General features: G+C 32.5%; 19 protein-coding genes. 15 read left to right on the top strand and 4 right to left on the bottom strand.

Annotated elements, in window-relative coordinates; all coding sequences use genetic code 11:
• Nucleotides 1-16 precede the first annotated feature (16 nt).
• The gene (gene miaA, locus SOI86_RS06165) at nucleotides 17-916 is read right to left on the bottom strand and encodes a tRNA (adenosine(37)-N6)-dimethylallyltransferase MiaA (RefSeq protein ID WP_320680966.1); all 900 of its coding nucleotides are present in this window, start codon (nucleotides 914-916) and stop codon (nucleotides 17-19) included.
• A 151-nt stretch (nucleotides 917-1,067) separates the two neighbouring features.
• On the opposite strand from miaA, the gene gyrB reads away from it, so the two are divergent.
• The 6 genes from gyrB (at nucleotide 1,068) to SOI86_RS06135 (ending at nucleotide 6,615) form a co-directional block, all read left to right on the top strand.
• Nucleotides 1,068-3,035 (top strand): DNA topoisomerase (ATP-hydrolyzing) subunit B, encoded by a 1,968-nt coding sequence (gene gyrB, locus SOI86_RS06160; RefSeq protein ID WP_320680965.1) that lies wholly within the window; start codon nucleotides 1,068-1,070, stop codon nucleotides 3,033-3,035.
• Complete coding sequence (locus SOI86_RS06155; protein WP_320680964.1) at nucleotides 3,032-3,361, top strand: hypothetical protein; 330 nt, start codon at nucleotides 3,032-3,034, stop codon at nucleotides 3,359-3,361. Before gyrB ends, SOI86_RS06155 begins: the two co-directional genes overlap by 4 nt.
• Nucleotides 3,362-3,365: 4 nt before the next feature.
• Nucleotides 3,366-3,731 carry a fluoride efflux transporter FluC gene (locus SOI86_RS06150; protein ID WP_320680963.1) on the top strand — a complete coding sequence of 122 codons (366 nt, stop codon included), beginning with the start codon at nucleotides 3,366-3,368 and terminating at the stop codon, nucleotides 3,729-3,731.
• 1 nt (nucleotide 3,732) lies between these two features.
• The gene (locus SOI86_RS06145) at nucleotides 3,733-4,062 is read left to right on the top strand and encodes a CrcB family protein (protein WP_320680962.1); all 330 of its coding nucleotides are present in this window, start codon (nucleotides 3,733-3,735) and stop codon (nucleotides 4,060-4,062) included.
• Nucleotides 4,063-4,106: 44 nt separating this feature from the next.
• Nucleotides 4,107-5,513: a magnesium transporter gene (gene mgtE, locus SOI86_RS06140; RefSeq protein WP_320680961.1), complete on the top strand. Its 1,407-nt coding sequence runs from the start codon at nucleotides 4,107-4,109 to the stop codon at nucleotides 5,511-5,513.
• 100 nt (nucleotides 5,514-5,613) lie between these two features.
• Nucleotides 5,614-6,615: an RpoD/SigA family RNA polymerase sigma factor gene (locus tag SOI86_RS06135; protein WP_320680960.1), complete on the top strand. Its 1,002-nt coding sequence runs from the start codon at nucleotides 5,614-5,616 to the stop codon at nucleotides 6,613-6,615.
• Here SOI86_RS06135 and SOI86_RS06130 read toward each other — a convergent pair.
• Complete coding sequence (locus SOI86_RS06130; protein ID WP_320680959.1) at nucleotides 6,600-7,514, bottom strand: alpha/beta fold hydrolase; 915 nt, start codon at nucleotides 7,512-7,514, stop codon at nucleotides 6,600-6,602. The genes SOI86_RS06135 and SOI86_RS06130 overlap by 16 nt on opposite strands.
• Nucleotides 7,515-7,605: 91 nt before the next feature.
• Between SOI86_RS06130 and SOI86_RS06125 the strand changes: the two genes are divergently transcribed.
• Nucleotides 7,606-8,604: a carbohydrate kinase gene (locus SOI86_RS06125; protein ID WP_320680958.1), complete on the top strand. Its 999-nt coding sequence runs from the start codon at nucleotides 7,606-7,608 to the stop codon at nucleotides 8,602-8,604.
• Here the strand turns inward: SOI86_RS06125 and tsaE are convergent.
• Complete coding sequence (tsaE, locus tag SOI86_RS06120; protein ID WP_320682503.1) at nucleotides 8,562-8,999, bottom strand: tRNA (adenosine(37)-N6)-threonylcarbamoyltransferase complex ATPase subunit type 1 TsaE; 438 nt, start codon at nucleotides 8,997-8,999, stop codon at nucleotides 8,562-8,564. The two genes, SOI86_RS06125 and tsaE, sit on opposite strands and share 43 nt — an antisense overlap.
• Before the next feature lie 51 nt (nucleotides 9,000-9,050).
• Here tsaE and ahcY point away from each other — a divergent pair, with 51 nt between their 5' ends.
• Both ahcY and SOI86_RS06110 read left to right on the top strand, forming a co-directional pair.
• Nucleotides 9,051-10,469, top strand: a complete 1,419-nt coding sequence (gene ahcY / locus SOI86_RS06115; RefSeq protein ID WP_320680957.1) for an adenosylhomocysteinase — start codon at nucleotides 9,051-9,053, stop codon at nucleotides 10,467-10,469.
• Nucleotides 10,470-10,471: 2 nt separating this feature from the next.
• Complete coding sequence (locus SOI86_RS06110; RefSeq protein ID WP_320680956.1) at nucleotides 10,472-11,131, top strand: DedA family protein; 660 nt, start codon at nucleotides 10,472-10,474, stop codon at nucleotides 11,129-11,131.
• Here SOI86_RS06110 and SOI86_RS06105 read toward each other — a convergent pair.
• Nucleotides 11,128-11,499 carry a single-stranded DNA-binding protein gene (locus tag SOI86_RS06105; protein ID WP_320680955.1) on the bottom strand — a complete coding sequence of 124 codons (372 nt, stop codon included), beginning with the start codon at nucleotides 11,497-11,499 and terminating at the stop codon, nucleotides 11,128-11,130. The two genes, SOI86_RS06110 and SOI86_RS06105, sit on opposite strands and share 4 nt — an antisense overlap.
• Before the next feature lie 133 nt (nucleotides 11,500-11,632).
• On the opposite strand from SOI86_RS06105, the gene SOI86_RS06100 reads away from it, so the two are divergent.
• The 6 genes from SOI86_RS06100 to SOI86_RS06075 all read left to right on the top strand — a co-directional run bounded on the left by SOI86_RS06100 (nucleotide 11,633) and on the right by SOI86_RS06075 (nucleotide 16,748).
• Complete coding sequence (locus tag SOI86_RS06100; RefSeq protein ID WP_320680954.1) at nucleotides 11,633-12,685, top strand: rod shape-determining protein; 1,053 nt, start codon at nucleotides 11,633-11,635, stop codon at nucleotides 12,683-12,685.
• A 4-nt stretch (nucleotides 12,686-12,689) separates the two neighbouring features.
• The gene (mreC, locus tag SOI86_RS06095) at nucleotides 12,690-13,439 is read left to right on the top strand and encodes a rod shape-determining protein MreC (RefSeq protein WP_320680953.1); all 750 of its coding nucleotides are present in this window, start codon (nucleotides 12,690-12,692) and stop codon (nucleotides 13,437-13,439) included.
• Nucleotides 13,439-13,978 (top strand): hypothetical protein, encoded by a 540-nt coding sequence (locus SOI86_RS06090; protein ID WP_320680952.1) that lies wholly within the window; start codon nucleotides 13,439-13,441, stop codon nucleotides 13,976-13,978. Before mreC ends, SOI86_RS06090 begins: the two co-directional genes overlap by 1 nt.
• 157 nt (nucleotides 13,979-14,135) lie before the next feature.
• Nucleotides 14,136-14,882: a response regulator transcription factor RpaB gene (rpaB, locus tag SOI86_RS06085; protein ID WP_320680951.1), complete on the top strand. Its 747-nt coding sequence runs from the start codon at nucleotides 14,136-14,138 to the stop codon at nucleotides 14,880-14,882.
• Between the two features lie 49 nt (nucleotides 14,883-14,931).
• Entirely contained in the window at nucleotides 14,932-16,470 is a 1,539-nt protein-coding gene (gene lysS, locus SOI86_RS06080) for a lysine--tRNA ligase (RefSeq protein ID WP_320680950.1), read from the top strand.
• Nucleotides 16,471-16,499: 29 nt separating this feature from the next.
• Nucleotides 16,500-16,748 (top strand): hypothetical protein, encoded by a 249-nt coding sequence (locus SOI86_RS06075; protein WP_320680949.1) that lies wholly within the window; start codon nucleotides 16,500-16,502, stop codon nucleotides 16,746-16,748.
• Nucleotides 16,749-16,757: the final 9 nt, after the last annotated feature.

The raw sequence follows: 16,757 nt of genomic DNA, 5'->3' as shown, positions 1-16,757 counted from the left end.
TTATGAATTTATAAAGTTAGCCTAAAAAAGACTCTATTTTAATTATTGCATCTTTTAGCAGGTTTTTGTTATTAAGCCAAATAGGATTATTTTTATTACGAAACCAAGTTTTTTGTCTTTTGGCAAATTGGATGGTTTTTGTAGTAGTTAAGTTTATCGCCTCATCTATTGTTAAATGGTTTCTTAAGACATCTTTAGCTTCATGGTATCCAATGGTTTTTAATATTGGTAAATTAGATCCATATTGACAAATAAGTTGTTTCGTCTCTTCTACAATTCCAGATAAAAACATATTTTTTGTTCTTTGTAGAATTCTTTCTTTTAAGTTATCTCTATCTAATCCAAGCTCTAGTATTCTCCAGTCAGGCGGTTTTTGGACTTTTTGAATTGATAAAGGTTTACCTGTAACGTAAAAGACTTCTAAAGCTCTAATTGTTCTGATTTGATCAGCAAAATTTATTTTTTTTGTTGATATTGGATCACAATTTTTTAAAAGTTCCCAACATTCTCTTTGACCAAGTTCTTCTAATTGTTTTCTCAAATTATTTTGTGGAGGGACATCTGGTACAAAAAAACCTTTTGTTATTGCATTCATATATAAGCCACTTCCTCCAACAAGAAAAGGTAAATGATTATGTTTAATTTCTCTTTTGATTGATTTTTGAGCTATTTCTTGAAATTGTTTTACATTAATTCGATTAATTGGCTCTTCAAGATCTAGTAAAAAATGTTTTATTTTTTTTTGTTGATTCTCAGAGGGTTTGGCAGTTCCAATATCCATATGTTTGTAAATTTGCCTTGAATCGATATTATGTATATTAGTCTTGAAATATTCTGCAATTTCAATAGCTAATTCTGTTTTGCCACTTGCTGTGGCTCCAATTAAAACTATTACATGAGGTTGATATGAAGACATATAAATTTCTGAAGAAAAATCTATTAGTTATATAATTAAAGTGATTAAATTTTTCATAGACTTCGAGCCTTTCTCTTATTGCGGTGGTAAGTTTAATGAAAGACCTTTTAAAAATACCATTTTAAAAGCTTAATGTTTTTTTTTATATTAAATGAGTGAGGACAAAAGATCTAATAAAATCTCAAATGATTATGGTGCGGAACAAATTCAGGTTTTAGAAGGGTTAGAGCCTGTTCGTAAACGCCCTGGGATGTATATAGGTTCTACAGGACCAAGAGGTTTGCATCATTTAGTTTATGAGGTGGTTGATAACTCGGTTGACGAAGCACTTGCAGGACATTGTGATCATATAGAAATAGTGCTTCGAGAAGACGGATCAGCTTTAATCTCTGATAATGGACGTGGAATCCCAACTGATATTCACCCAAGGACAGGGAAAAGTGCCTTAGAAACTGTACTTACTGTTCTTCACGCAGGAGGTAAATTCGGAAGCGGCGGTTATAAAGTTTCAGGCGGCTTACATGGAGTAGGAATATCTGTAGTTAATGCTTTAAGCGAATGGGTTAATGTAACTGTTTTTAGGGATAGCTGTGAGTTTAATCAAAGATTTGAAAAAGGTGTATCAAAGGGTGAATTGCAAACTAAAAAGCAGTCTGAAAAACCTTTTAAAACAGGAACCACTATTTGTTTTAAACCTGATAAAACAATTTTTTCAGGAGGAATTGAATTTGAATATGCTCTTCTTTCATCTAGGTTAAGAGAACTAGCTTATCTTAATGGGGGAGTAAAAATTGTTTTTAGAGATGAGAGAAATGTCTTATCAGATGGTTCTTTCAAAGAAGAAATTTACTTATATCAAGGGGGTATTAAAGAATATGTTCAATATATGAATGCAGAAAAGGATTCTATTCATCCTGAGATAATTTATGTTGACTCACAAAAAGAAAATGTTTACGTAGAAGCAGCTTTGCAATGGTGTTCAGATGTATATTCAGATAATATTTTAGGATTTGCAAATAATATTAGAACTATTGATGGAGGGACTCATATTGAGGGATTAAAGACAGTTTTGACAAGAACATTCAATAATCTTGCAAAAAAAAGAGGCAAAAGAAAAGATATTGAAAAAAATTTAGCTGGCGAAAATATTAGAGAGGGATTGACTGTAGTTTTATCTGTTAAAGTTCCAGATCCCGAATTTGAAGGACAAACAAAAACAAAATTAGGGAATACTGAAGTTAGAGGAATTGTTGATTCTTTAATTGGGGAGGCTCTTACAAAATATATGGAATTCAATCCTAATATTTTAGACTTGATTCTTGAAAAAGCAATTCAATCATTTAATGCAGCAGAGGCTGCAAGAAGGGCTAGAGAATTAGTTAGAAGAAAAAGTGTTCTTGAAAGCTCTACTTTGCCTGGTAAATTAGCAGATTGTAGTTCTAGAGATCCCTCAGAATCAGAAATTTATATTGTGGAGGGAGATTCTGCTGGAGGGTCCGCTAAACAAGGAAGAGATAGAAATTTTCAGGCTATTTTGCCTTTAAGGGGTAAAATTCTTAATATTGAAAAAACTGATGATACTAAAATATATAAAAATACAGAAATTCAGTCATTAATAACAGCTCTAGGATTAGGAATAAAAGGAGAGGAATTCGATGTGAGTTCCTTGAGATATCACAGGGTTGTAATTATGACGGATGCTGATGTCGATGGTGCTCATATAAGAACTTTATTATTGACATTTTTTTATAGATATCAAAGAGAACTGGTTGAGAAAGGTTTTATATACATCGCTTGTCCTCCCCTCTATAAACTTGAAAGAGGTAAGAATCATAAATATTGTTATAACGAGAATCAATTAAAGGATACAATTGCAGGTTTTGGAGAAAATGCAAATTATAATATTCAAAGATTTAAGGGATTAGGTGAGATGATGCCAAAACAATTATGGGATACCACTATGAACCCTCAAACTAGGATGATGAAAAGGGTTGAAATTGAAGATGCACTTGAAGCTGACAGAATATTTAATATATTAATGGGAGATAAAGTTGCACCAAGAAGAGAATTTATTGAAACTCATAGTAGCAATTTAGATATGGCAACTTTAGATATATGATTAGCAATATTCTCAAGAATTTTTGCTTAATTACTTTTGCACTAATTGCTCCAATCACATTACCCGCTGGGGGAATTCAAAAAAATTTAAATGAAAATAAGTTTCCTGAAAATACAAAGGAAATTATATTGAATTCCAATACTTCTCTTTATTCTTGTCCTGAAATTCATGCTAAACAATTATTAATTCTTGATATAGGTACAACATTATCAGTGTTACGGAATTGGAAAGTCAGCGAAAGTGAAATTTGGTTAAGGGTTGAATTAGCTTCTAATAAATTTATAGATGATCCTAATCAGATTAAGAAAGGGTGGATAAAAATATAAATTTTTGGATTTTACTTCATTAAGTGGCATTTTATTTGGAAGTACTTTTGGATTAATACTGAGAATATTCATACAAAATAATTTCAAGAAAAACATAGGTTTTGATATTCAAAATACTTCAATAGTAAATTTTATAGCATCATTTTTTTTAGGAATTTTAGTAGCATTGAATTTCATGAATAACGACAAATTATTGTTATTTTATACTGGTTTTTTAGGATGTTTTAGTACATTTTCTTCCTTTATATATCAACTATTTCTCCTATTTAAGAAGAGGAAATTTCTAAGATTATTTTTTCACTATATCGAAGTAATAATCGTTTCTTTTCTTTGTTTTTATTTAGGGTACTTTCTTGTTCAATTTGTTTAAAGTGAAAATAAAAAGTTGTATTTATATTCTTTTAGCTTGTTATATAGCTACTTTTTTAAGATTATTGATAGATAATAACTTCATTATTTCAATATTTGGATCATTTTGCGTTGGTTTTATTACCAGTCAAAGATTAAGTTATTCAAGAGAAAAAATCTTATTAAGTGGTTTTTTTTCTTGCTTTACATCCTTTAGCGGATTTATATATTTTTTGTACAAAATTTTCAATCAACGAAATTGGATAGAATTTATAGTTTTTTTAAATTTAATCATTATTGGAAATCTAATCACAATGTATTTAGGCTCTTGGATAAGTAGAAAAATTACTTAGATTTCATATAATGGTGTTGTTACTTCGACAAGGAATTATATTGTATGAATGAAAATAATCTTGAAACGGTTACATCCTTATCTTCAGATTTAAGTACTCGAGAAAATATTACTATTCAACTTGAAGAATTGCTCGTGGCAGGAAATTATGATGAGGCAAAGCTACTTTTAGAACCTTCCCAACCTGTTGATATTGCAGATGCTATTGGAAGCCTTCCATTAATATTGCAGGCATTAGCATTTAGATTGTTAAAGAAAAATGAGGCAATTGAGGTTTATGAATATTTAGATCCAATAGTTCAGCAAACTTTATTAGACAGACTTCGTTCAGGAGAAGTTTTAGAAATAGTTGAGAAAATGTCTCCTGACGATAGGGTTCAACTATTTGATGAATTACCTGCAAAAGTTGTACGAAAATTTTTGTCTGCTCTTAGTCCTGGAGAAAGAAAAGTAACAGCTGAATTACTGGGATATGAGCCTGAAACAGCTGGAAGATTAATGACAACTGAATTCATAGACCTTAAAGAGATGCAAACAGCAGCTGAGGCTCTTTCATTAGTCAGAAAAAGAGCTCCATTTACAGAAACAATTTATAGTTTATATGTTACGGACAAAGAAAGGCATTTAACGGGCATTCTTTCTTTGAGAGACCTTGTCACTGCCGATCCTTCTAAGCCAATTGGAGATGTTATGACAAGAGATGTAGTTAATATTTCTACAAATACGAATCAAGAAGAGGTCGCAAGAGCAATACAAAGGTATGATTTTTTAGCACTTCCAGTTGTTGATAAAGAAAAGAGACTTGTTGGGATAGTAACTGTCGATGATTTAATTGATGTCATAGAGCAAGAAGCAACAAGAGATATTTATGCTGCGGGGGCAGTTCAACCTGGAGATGAAGATGATTATTTCCAAAGTAGTTTGTTTACGATAGCTCGTAGAAGAATTTTGTGGTTGTTAATTTTGGTTTTGGCAAATGGTTTGACGACAAAAGTTATAGCCATGAATGATCAAATATTAAAAGAAATAGTTTTATTGGCTGCATTTATTCCGCTGCTTACAGGTACTGGAGGAAATGTTGGCGCTCAAAGTTCAACGGTTATTATTAGAGGTTTAAGTACTCAAAAATTGAAGTCTCTTGGTGCAATTAAGTCAGTAATTAAGGAGGCAATAACAGGAGCTCTTCTAGGAATTTTGATGATGCTGGTAGTTTTCCCCTTCGCTTGGTGGCAAGGAGAAGGTCCTTTAATAGCTTCTGCAGTAGGAATAAGTTTAATATCCATAACAACCTTAGCTGCTACAACAGGTGCTATTTTACCTTTGTTGTTTGACAGAATGAGATTGGATCCAGCCTTAATGTCCTCTCCTTTCATAACAACTGTCACTGATATTGCAGGTGTATTTATTTATTTAAGCACTGCAAAATGGTTATTACACTCTTCATTAGTCTAAATTCACTAGGTATTTATTCTCATTTTTGTAAAAATGTGGATTTATTTGTTTAACTTTACATTTCTTAATGGTATTGTTTACAAAACAACATTCAACTTTCATGCCTTCAGAAACATTAAGTGAGAATAAATTAGTGACAATATCAAGTTTAAAAGCTAGTAACGATGTTGACCTTGTTAGATCTTATTTGAGGGATATTGGTAGAGTTCCCCTATTATCTCATGAGCAAGAAATTACTCTTGGGAGGCAAGTCCAAGAATATATGCAAGTCGAAAGAGCAGAATTGGAATTGATTGAATTAACAGGAGATAAGCCAAGTATTGAGGAATTATCAAACAAATTAAATTTAGCTACTCCCATAATAAGAAAAAGATTGAGAGCTGGACAAAGGGCTAAAGAAAGAATGGTTGCAGCTAATTTAAGGTTGGTAGTAAGTGTTGCGAAAAAATATACTAAAAGAAATATGGAATTATTAGATTTAATCCAAGAGGGAACAATAGGACTGGTAAGAGGTGTAGAAAAATTTGATCCAGCCAGAGGCTACAAGTTTTCAACATACGCATACTGGTGGATTAGACAAGGTATTACTAGAGCAATAGCTGAAAAAAGTCGGGCAATAAGGCTACCAATTCACATAACTGAAATGCTTAATAAGTTGAAAAAAGGGCAAAGAGAGTTGAGTCAAGAAATGTCTAGAACTCCAACAGTAAGTGAACTTGCGAAATATGTAGAGCTTCCTGAAGATGATGTTAAAGATTTGATGTGCAAAGCTGGGCAGCCAGTTAGTCTTGAAACAAAAGTTGGTGATGGCGAAGACACTGTTTTATTAGATTTATTAGCAGGCGGTGAGGACTTACCAGACGAACAAATAGAAATGGATTGTATGAGAGGAGATCTTCATTCTCTTTTGCATCAATTACCAGATCTGCAATGTAGGGTTTTAAGAATGAGATATGGGATGGACGGTGATGAGCCCATGTCTCTGACAGGTATAGGGAGGGTACTAGGGATTAGTAGAGATCGAGTAAGAAACCTAGAGCGAGATGGATTAAGAGGACTGAGAAGACTTAGTGATAATGTAGAAGCTTATTTTGTTTCTTGAAGAAATTCACATATTAACTTATTTGTTTCTTCAGGTTCCTCATCATGAGGGCAATGACCTGCACCATTTATAATATCTAATCTTTTAATATTCCTAAATTTTTTCTTCCACTCTTTTGCCTCATTTAAAGATTCCCAAGGATCTTTTTCTCCCCAAATTAATTGGATTGGGGTACCAACTTTATCGAAAAGGTCTGTAGCAAGATAGTCATCAAATAAGTTAATAAAGCCTCGAAATGCCTCTTTAGAGTTTGTTCTTTGAGAGGGTTTATAAAGTATTTCAATTAATTCTTCATCAATATTTTTTCCTGAGGGGTAAGCTTGTTCAAGTATTTTCTTTATAACTTTTGGATTAGCAGCTCTTGTAAAAAGTGTATTACTAATTATTCTTTGCCTAACTAATGTTTTTAATACTGGCCTGAGTAAATTCATCAAAATATCACTTTTTTTCAAGCGTTTATCATCCATAGTTCTTTGCGCACAATCAATTAAAATTACACCTTTACAATCATTTTTAAGAATTTCAGCAGCTTTCAATGCAATAACACCACCAATTGAGTTCCCTACTAGGTAAACAGGAGATTTTATTACTTCCGAACAAAATGTTGATATTTGGTTACTCCATAAATCAAATGAATATTTAATTGAATTTTCTTTACAAGGTTCGTAATTTAATAGAGCACTAGGCTGACTGCTTTCTCCGAATCCTAGTAAGTCAATTGCATAACAATTAAAACTTTTGCCAAGAAAATCTTGATTATGTCTCCAATGTTTTTTTGATGCCCCAAATCCATGTATTAACAAAATATTTATATTATTTTCGCAAGTAGATTTTTTTGATAAGGACCATGAAATTTCCCAGTTTCTCCAGTTCCAATTTTCAGATTTATTAAAAGACACTACAAAAAAGCTATTAATTAAACTTTAATTCAAAAAAAAATTATTTGTTTTTGATTAATTATTCTTAGGTAAGGAAAAGGGTTTTATTTTTATGAAAAAGACTAGTGTCGTATGTATTGGAGAGGCTTTAATAGATAGGATCAGGAATAAGTCAAATCAAGGATTTACAGATTTTTTGGGAGGTGCACCGGCTAATGTTGCTTGTGCATTAAGAAAATTAAAAATTGATTCAATATTTATTGGACGTTTAGGAAGTGATGATTTTGGGAAAAAATTTATTACTAAATTTAACGAACTGGAGGTTGTTTTAGATTTCTTGCAATTAGATAATGATTTATCTACTCGCGTGGTCAATGTAGATAGAGATCAATTTGGAGATCGTTTTTTTTCAGGATTTGAACCAAGCTCTAATTCGCGCTTCGCTGACGAAGCTCTTAGTAAGAAATTAATGGAAAAAGAACTGCCAAATTTGGAGAAAATTTTCATAGAAACCAAATATTTGGTTACTGGCACAAATGTATTATCATCTCCAGCATCTGCAGAGACTATTTTTTTTCTTCTAGAACTGGCCAATAAATTTGAAGTCAAAATAATTATTGATTTGAATTGGAGAGAAGTCTTTTGGGATTATTCACGGTTTTCATCAGAAATTAGTAAAAAAGAGAGAATTAATTTAATTAAAAAATTTTTAAATCATTCGCATGTTTTAAAACTTGCTAAGGAAGAAGGGACTTTGTTTTTTGAGCATGAAAATCCTTTATTGATATCTCAACAAATGTCAAAAAAGCCAGATGTAATAATAACTGATGGTAAGAATCCTGTTGAATGGTATATAAATGGATTGCAAGGAACCACTTTAATTCCTGATTCACAAAAAATTATCGATACAACTGGTGCAGGTGATGCTTTTGTCGCTGGCTTAATTTCAAAATTAATTTCTACTGGCTATCCTTTAAATAAATTAGAAATAGAAGATTGTCTCAAATTCGCAAGTGTTTGTGGATTATTAACTTGTCTTGGGGAAGGTGCAATCGACCAACAGCCAGATTATGAAAAGGTTAATAAATTTTTAGGATCCCTTATCTCGTAGTGCCTTCCACAATTTTTTGCATAACTTATTTTTATTTTCCAGAAATTTTCAATAAGTGGTTCTATTAATTCTGGCCATTCAATAACTAGAATAGCTTTGCTTTGTAATGCCTCTTGTTCTTCAGAAAAAAAAACTTCTTTTGCTGAAGAAATATTTTCTAACCTGTATAAATCAAGATGAATTAGCGGAATTTTTCCAGAATTGTAGTGATGCGATAGAGCAAATGTCGGGCTTGTAATGTCCTCTAAGATAGATAACCCTTTGGCAATGCCTTGCACAAAAGAGGTTTTACCTGCCCCTATTGGACCTTGTAACAAAACAATTGATTCTGGATTTAATTTTTGCGAGAGTTTTTCTCCTAAATTTAAAGTCTCTGTTAAATTCTCAACAAACACAAAATTACGCAAAAATCATTTATAGTTTAATGGAAAAAGAATTTATTAGATATGGTTATCTCCAATTCAGTTAAAACTTCTATCCCTAAATACGTAATTGCTGATATTTCGTTATCAGATTTTGGACGTAAAGAAATTAAAATCGCCGAAACAGAAATGCCAGGATTAATGGCACTTAGAGATAAATATCAATCTGAAAAGCCACTCAAAGGTGCAAAAATAGCTGGAAGTCTTCATATGACAATTCAAACAGCAGTATTAATAGAAACTCTTGTTGAGCTTGGTGCAGAAGTGAAATGGGCTTCATGCAATATTTTTTCTACCCAGGATCATGCAGCTGCAGCTATTGCAGACCAAGCAATCTCTGTATATGCCAAAAAAGGTGAGACTCTTGATGAATACTGGCAGTATACGCACTACATACTTGATTGGGGTTCGGATTCTCCAAATATGATTCTTGATGATGGAGGAGATGCCACTGGTTTGTTGATACTTGGTAGTAAGGCAGAAAAAGATTTGTCTGTTCTAGATAATCCTACTAATGAAGAAGAAATTGCTTTATTCAACTCTATTAAGACTAAATTGCAAATTGACAGTAGTTTCTACTCCAGAATTAAGAGTAATATTATTGGTGTTACTGAGGAAACTACCACTGGTGTGGCAAGACTTTATCAATTACAAAAGCAAAATGCTTTACCTTTTCCTGCTATTAACGTTAATGATTCAGTAACTAAAAGCAAATTTGATAATTTATATGGATGCCGAGAATCTCTAGTTGATAGCATTAAGCGTGCGACTGATGTGATGATTGCCGGTAAGGTTGCCTTAGTAATGGGCTTTGGCGATGTAGGTAAAGGGTCAGCACAGTCATTGAGAGGACTTGGAGCTATTGTAAAAGTTGCCGAAGTTGATCCTATTTGTGCTCTTCAAGCAGCTATGGAAGGTTATAGCGTTGTCACCTTAAATGACGTTGTTGAAGACATAGATATATTTGTTACGGCTACTGGTAACTATCAAGTAATAACACACGAAAATCTAGTAAAGATGAAGGATGAGGCTATTGTTTGTAATATTGGACATTTTGATAATGAAATTGATGTAGCTTCATTAAAGAATTATCCTTGGGAAAATATTAAGCCCCAGGTTGATCACATAACTTTACCGAGTGGAAACAAAATTATTCTTTTAGCGGAAGGTAGATTAGTCAACTTGGGTTGTGCCACAGGTCATCCAAGTTTTGTTATGAGTAATTCTTTTACTAATCAGGTCCTAGCTCAAATTGAACTTTTCAATAAGTCAGAACAATATGCTAAAGAGGTTTATGTTTTACCTAAGCATTTAGATGAAATGGTGGCTAGGTTACATTTGGATAAAATAGGTGCAAAATTAACAAAATTAACCAAAGAACAGGCTGATTATATTAATGTTTCTGTTGATGGACCTTATAAACCAGAACTTTATAGATATTAAGTTTGAGTTTAATTTTTCTAAATTTTCTTACTTCAATTCCTGACTATATTAGTTTGGCTGTTGAAAAGAATTCAATAATTGCATACCTTACTATATGTTTGGCTATGTTTTTAGAAAATATAATACCTCCAATCCCTTCGGAAATAATAATGCCATTGGGGGGATTTTTTGTTTTCCAACAAAAATTAAATTTTTATGTTTTAGTTTTTTGGGGTTTATTTGGAACGATTTTAGGATCTTTGCCTTGGTATTACTTAGGAAGGTTTTTAAATGAAAAAAAAATTTCAAACTTTCTTGATAAAAAAGGAAAATATTTAGGTATTTCTTCGAAAGATTTAGCTAAAAGTAAAAGGTGGTTTGACAAATACGGTGTTTCTTTAGTTTTTTGGGGTAGATTAGTCCCAGGTATAAGAACTTTAATTTCTGTTCCTGCCGGCATAGAGCTTATGCCTTTAAGAAAATTTTTGATTTGGACTACATCAGGTAGCTTAATATGGGTCGCACTTCTCACCTACGCAGGTTATTTATTTGGTGAAAATTATCCAATCATTGAAACTTATTTAGATCAAATAAAATATGTTGTGAAGCCAATTTTAATTTTAATTTTTTTGTATTTTTTAATAAAGCTACTTATTAGATTTATTAAAAGAAATAGAGCCTAAAAAGGGATTTCGCTGGAATTGCTGTTGTTTGAATATTGGTTATTTTCAGAATCTTTTCGCGAGCTTAGCAAGTTTAATCTATCAACTCTAACAACTGGTTTATATCTATCTTCCCCAGTATTTTTATCTTTCCAACTATCAATTTTAAAGCTTCCTGTAATTCCAATTAAAGATCCTTTCTTAACGTAATCTGCTGCTATTTGAGCTTGTTTGCCCCATATTTCTAAATTAAACCAGTCTGGCTCTTCATCTCTACTTCTTCTGTTCACTGCAAGAGTGAAATTCGCTACAATACTCCCGGATTCAAAATATCGGACATCTGGTTCTCTACCCGCTCTCCCAACAAGGTTAATTGTGTTAATTTCCATAATTTTTTTTTTTAATACTACTCATATTTTCAGTTTCTGCTCAAAGTTTTGCGTGCTATTCATAACTAAATGAAAGAATTGTTAGAGCTTAATAAAAAATAGATATATTATTTAAAAAAAAAGAATTCTTATTGTGATTTTTAACAGATTTAAATTTTCTAGAGACATTGGCATAGATTTGGGAACAGCCAATACTCTTATACATGTATCAGGTAAGGGGGTTGTTTTACAAGAGCCTTCAGTGGTTGCAATGGATTTAGAAGAAGGAGTCCCCTTGGCTGTTGGTAAAGAAGCAAAGTTGATGCTTGGAAGAACACCTGGCAATATAAGAGCTGTAAGACCACTAAGAGATGGGGTTATCGCAGATTTTGATGCGGCAGAGCAAATGATAAAAACATTTATACAAAAATGTAACGAAGGCAAGGGTATAGTAGCCCCAAGAATAGTTATTGGTATTCCAAGTGGAGTGACCAGTGTTGAGCGAAGAGCAGTAAGAGAAGCCGGATTGGCTGGAGCTAGAGAAGTTCATTTAATCGATGAACCTGTTGCAGCAGCAATAGGAGCTTCATTACCAGTTACTGAGCCAATTGGAACTATGATTGTTGATATTGGTGGTGGTACTACTGAGGTTGCAGTATTAAGTTTGGGAGGAACTGTTTTAAGTGAATCTGTTCGAATAGCTGGCGACGAAATAAACGAATCAATTGCCCTATATCTTAAAAAAGTCCACAATTTAGTTGTTGGAGAGAGAACTGCAGAAGATATTAAGATCAAAATTGGATCTGCATTTCCAGATGATGATTTTGATAAAACTACTTTAGAAGTGAGAGGTTTGCATCTTTTATCTGGTTTGCCGAGGTCAGTAACTTTGACATCAGGAGAAATTAGAGAAGCCATGGCTGATACACTTAGCAAAATAGTTGAAGCTGTAAAAAGAACTTTAGAGCGCACCCCCCCTGAACTTGCTGCAGATATTGTTGATAGGGGAATTATGCTTGCAGGAGGTGGAGCATTAGTAAGAGGTATTAATGATTTATTGAGCGATGAAACAGGTATTTTTACTCACATAGCAGAAAACCCACTGCTATGTGTAGTTAATGGTTGTGGGGAGGTTTTGGATGATTTTAAAAAACTTAAAAGAGTTGTTGATACTCCAGACTTTATAAGGAACGCTATAAGAGATTAATATTATGTTAGATATCCGACGAATTTCTAATAGTCGTTGGTGGCATAAAAAGAATTATTGGATATTGTTTATAAGTTTTTTAGTTTTAGTTTTTTTAAGAATATCTAAGGGCTCTATTTACAAAGATTTTTATTATTTTATTTCAAAGCCTTTTTGGCCAGGTCAATTTCAAAGGGAAGTTATTCTTAAAAGTATAGACCAAGAATCTCTAATAAAATTAAATCTTCTCAAAAAGGATAATATAAGATTGCGAGAAATTTTATCTCTTCAGGCTTCGTTTAGTAATGATAATATTTCAGCTGCAGTTATATCGAGAAAAATAGGCAGTTGGTGGAGACAAATAATACTTAACAAAGGTTCAAGAGATGGAGTGAAAATTGGTAGTACTGTTGTTGGCCCAGGTGGATTATTAGGAAGAGTAAATAGTACTTCATTATTTACTTCGTCTGTAACTTTATTAACTTCACCAGAAAGTAAGGTAGCTGTATGGGTGGATCGAATTCAAATGAATGGATTATTGGTCGGTATAGGAGATAATTATCCAAGCTTAATACTTTATTCAAAAGATGCAGATATAAAAATTGGAGATTTTGTGTCATCTTCTCCTGCCAGTACTTTATTACCTCCAAATATCCCTATTGGAATTGTCCAATCTGTAGACGAGCCATTTAAATCTAAACAAACGGCAAAAATATTACTTTTGGCAAAACCTCAAGTAATAGATTGGGTACAAATTTTAAAAGTAAAAATTTAATGAATAAATTTTCCACAAAAAAATTATCCATAATTTGCTTTATTTTTATCCCAATTATTTTTTTATGGCACCCAAATTGGCTGGGATTTTTGGGAATCCAGCCATATTGGCCTTTATTTTGGTTGTTGCCATGGTCAATGATTAATGGATCAATCAATGGATTAATATTTGGTTTGTTTTTAGGTCTTGTTTTAGATTCTGTAACTCTGGATAGTAGTTTTACTCAAATACCAGGTTTAATTTTATGTGGAATTTGGTTTGGGAGAATAAAAATTCAAAGTGATAGTTTGGTTGGACATTTGAGGTATGGTTTAATTTGTTCTTTTGGAAGTTTTTTATGTGGGATGTTATATTTTCTGCAGATTTTGGTTGCAAATTTCTCAGATAGTACTTTTTTACTTTTTATCCCGAGTGTGCAAAACATATTAGCTGATGTTTTTCTTACAGGTTTTTTTGCTCCTTTAATTTGTTCCCAACTTTTGAGACTTTTAAAATCTTCTGGAGAGAAAGGCGCAATAATTAATTTGGCAAAGAAGTAAAAATTGTTCGAAAAACTCATATTTTTAAATTCTTTAAAATTCTGGAAAACTATGGAATATCTCTTTGAGGCTTCTTAATGTTATATTTTTAATTGTTAGAATACAAATTCAATGCAATATATATTTGCTTTGAAATATCTGGAAATCTTTTTTAACTATGTCAAAAGCAAGAATTTTAGTTGTTGATGATGAACCCGCAGTTTTGAAGGTATTAGTTACAAGACTTCAACTAGCAGGATATCAGGTTTATTCAGCCACTAATGGTGAAGAAGCTCTTGAATCTTTTCATAGAGATTCACCAGATTTGATAGTTCTTGATGTAATGCTCCCAAAAATGGACGGATTTGCAGTTTGTCGAAGAATTAGGGCTGAATCAGTTGTACCAATAATATTTTTAACTGCATTAGAGGCGATTTCAGAGAGAGTTGCAGGTTTGGATTTAGGGGCTGATGATTACTTATCTAAACCATTTAGCCCAAAAGAGTTAGAAGCTAGGATAGTGACTATTTTGAGAAGAATGGGACCTACTGTATCGGTTACAGAAGCGAAAGAAGTTCCATCTGGTAAGGGAGTTATGAAATTTGGAAGTTTAGTTGTTGACACTAATAGAAGACAAGTTTCTAGAGCCGGTGAAAGAATTAGCCTGACTTATACTGAATTTAGCCTTCTAGAATTATTATTTGACGAGCCTGGTAAAGTGGTTCCAAGAGCGGAAATTTTAGAACAGTTATGGGGTTATCCTCCTAGGAGAGCTGCAGATTTAAGAGTTGTAGATGTATACGTAGCAAGATTAAGAGGGAAATTAGAACCTGATCCAAGAAATCCAGAACTAATTTTAACTGTTCGAGGTATCGGTTATGCTTCTCAGAGAGTTGGTGAAACGGCAACATCTTTGGCAAGTTGAGCCTTAGTCTGATAATTTAATTAAATAAAACAAATATATAAAATAAATTTTGTCTGAAATCAGAGAAGCACGCTTACAGAAAGCTAATACATTAGTCAGTAAAGGATTTGCTTCTTACGCAGAAAATTTTTTAGTTTCACATACTACACAATTTCTTATCCAAAAATTTGATTATCTAGAAAATGGTCAAGAGGAAGAATTCAATGTTTCTATTGCTGGGAGAGTGATGGCAAAAAGGGTAATGGGTAAGATTGCCTTTTTTACAATAAGCGATCAAGAAGGTCAGATTCAGCTTTATTTAGATAAAAGGATTATTGATTTAAATTTAGAAAAGCAAAAATTGCTATCTTTTGAAGATCTTAAGGAAATAGTCGATATTGGTGACTGGATAGGGGTATGCGGAACTATTAAAAAAACTAATAAAGGTGAACTTTCAATTAAAGTAGAAAAATGGGAAATGTTATCCAAATCATTACAGCCTTTACCAGATAAATGGCATGGATTGACTGATATTGAAAAAAGATATAGACAACGTTATCTAGATTTAATAGTTAATCCTCACTCTAAAAATGTATTTAAAACCCGAGCAAAATGTATAAGTTTTATAAGGCAATGGCTTGATAAAAGAAACTTTTTAGAGATTGAGACTCCAATTCTTCAGTCTGAAGCCGGTGGAGCTGAAGCAAGACCATTTATTACTCATCACAATACATTAGATATTCCACTTTATCTAAGAATAGCTACAGAATTACATCTAAAAAGAATGGTTGTTGGAGGATTTGAGAAAGTTTATGAATTAGGAAGAATCTTCCGTAATGAAGGTATAAGTACAAAGCATAATCCAGAATTTACTTCAGTTGAAATTTATCAAGCGTTTTCTAATTATGTCGATATGATGGATCTAACAGAAGAACTGATTAAAGATATCGTTACCGATTTATGTGGCTCTTTAGTTATAAATTATCAAAATAAAGAAATTGATTTTTCTAAACCTTGGTCAAGGATATCCATGAAAGATATAGTCAAGAAATACACAGGGATTGATTTTGATTCTTTCAGTGGAGACTTTCAAGCCGCAAAACAAGCTGTTAAAGGTATAAATGTTCAATTGCCTATAAAAGTAAATACTATGGGAAGACTTTTAAATGAGGTCTTCGAGCAAAAAGTAGAGTCACATCTTATACAGCCCACTTTTGTTATTGATTATCCTGTTGAAATTTCTCCTCTAGCTAGGCCTCATCTTGATAATAAAGAAATGGTTCAGAGATTTGAATTATTCATTAGTGGTCGAGAGCTTGCAAATGCTTTTAGTGAGTTGATTGATCCAGTAGATCAAAGAGAAAGAATGGAATTACAGCAATCTCTTAGAGATGAAGGAGATTTTGAGGCTCATTGTATAGATGAGGATTTTTTAAATGCTTTAGAGATTGGCATGCCTCCTACTGGAGGATTAGGCATAGGTATTGATAGACTTATTATGTTAATTACTAATAGTCCATCAATTAGAGATGTAATCCCTTTCCCATTATTAAAACCAGAAATAACTTCGAATAAAAATGAAAAATTACCCTTAAATGAAGTAAAATAAATAAATTAATCCAATACGAAATTTTTTAAATGAGTGGTGAACGTGTTGGTTTCCGTTTCAAACACGCGGATTCAGTAGTGAAAAGAAATCCTCAAGGCCGATCAAGAAGAGGATGGGTTATGGAGCCAGTAGAGCAAACTACAAGCAGAGGTACAAAAATGCCTGCTTACAAAATTCGCTGGAGAGATAGTGAGAGGCCTGAAACTGTTTTACAGCATATGCTAATTGCAGATCCAGATCCTTCTCCTCCTCCAAGTACAGTAAGTTTAGATTCATAGTTTTAATCA

The organism is Prochlorococcus sp. MIT 1314 (genome assembly GCF_034093315.1).
Taxonomy (GTDB): domain Bacteria; phylum Cyanobacteriota; class Cyanobacteriia; order PCC-6307; family Cyanobiaceae; genus Prochlorococcus_A; species Prochlorococcus_A marinus_Y.
The sequence above is the reverse complement of the archived record's forward strand: the minus strand, read 5'-3'. Positions and strand labels throughout refer to the sequence as shown.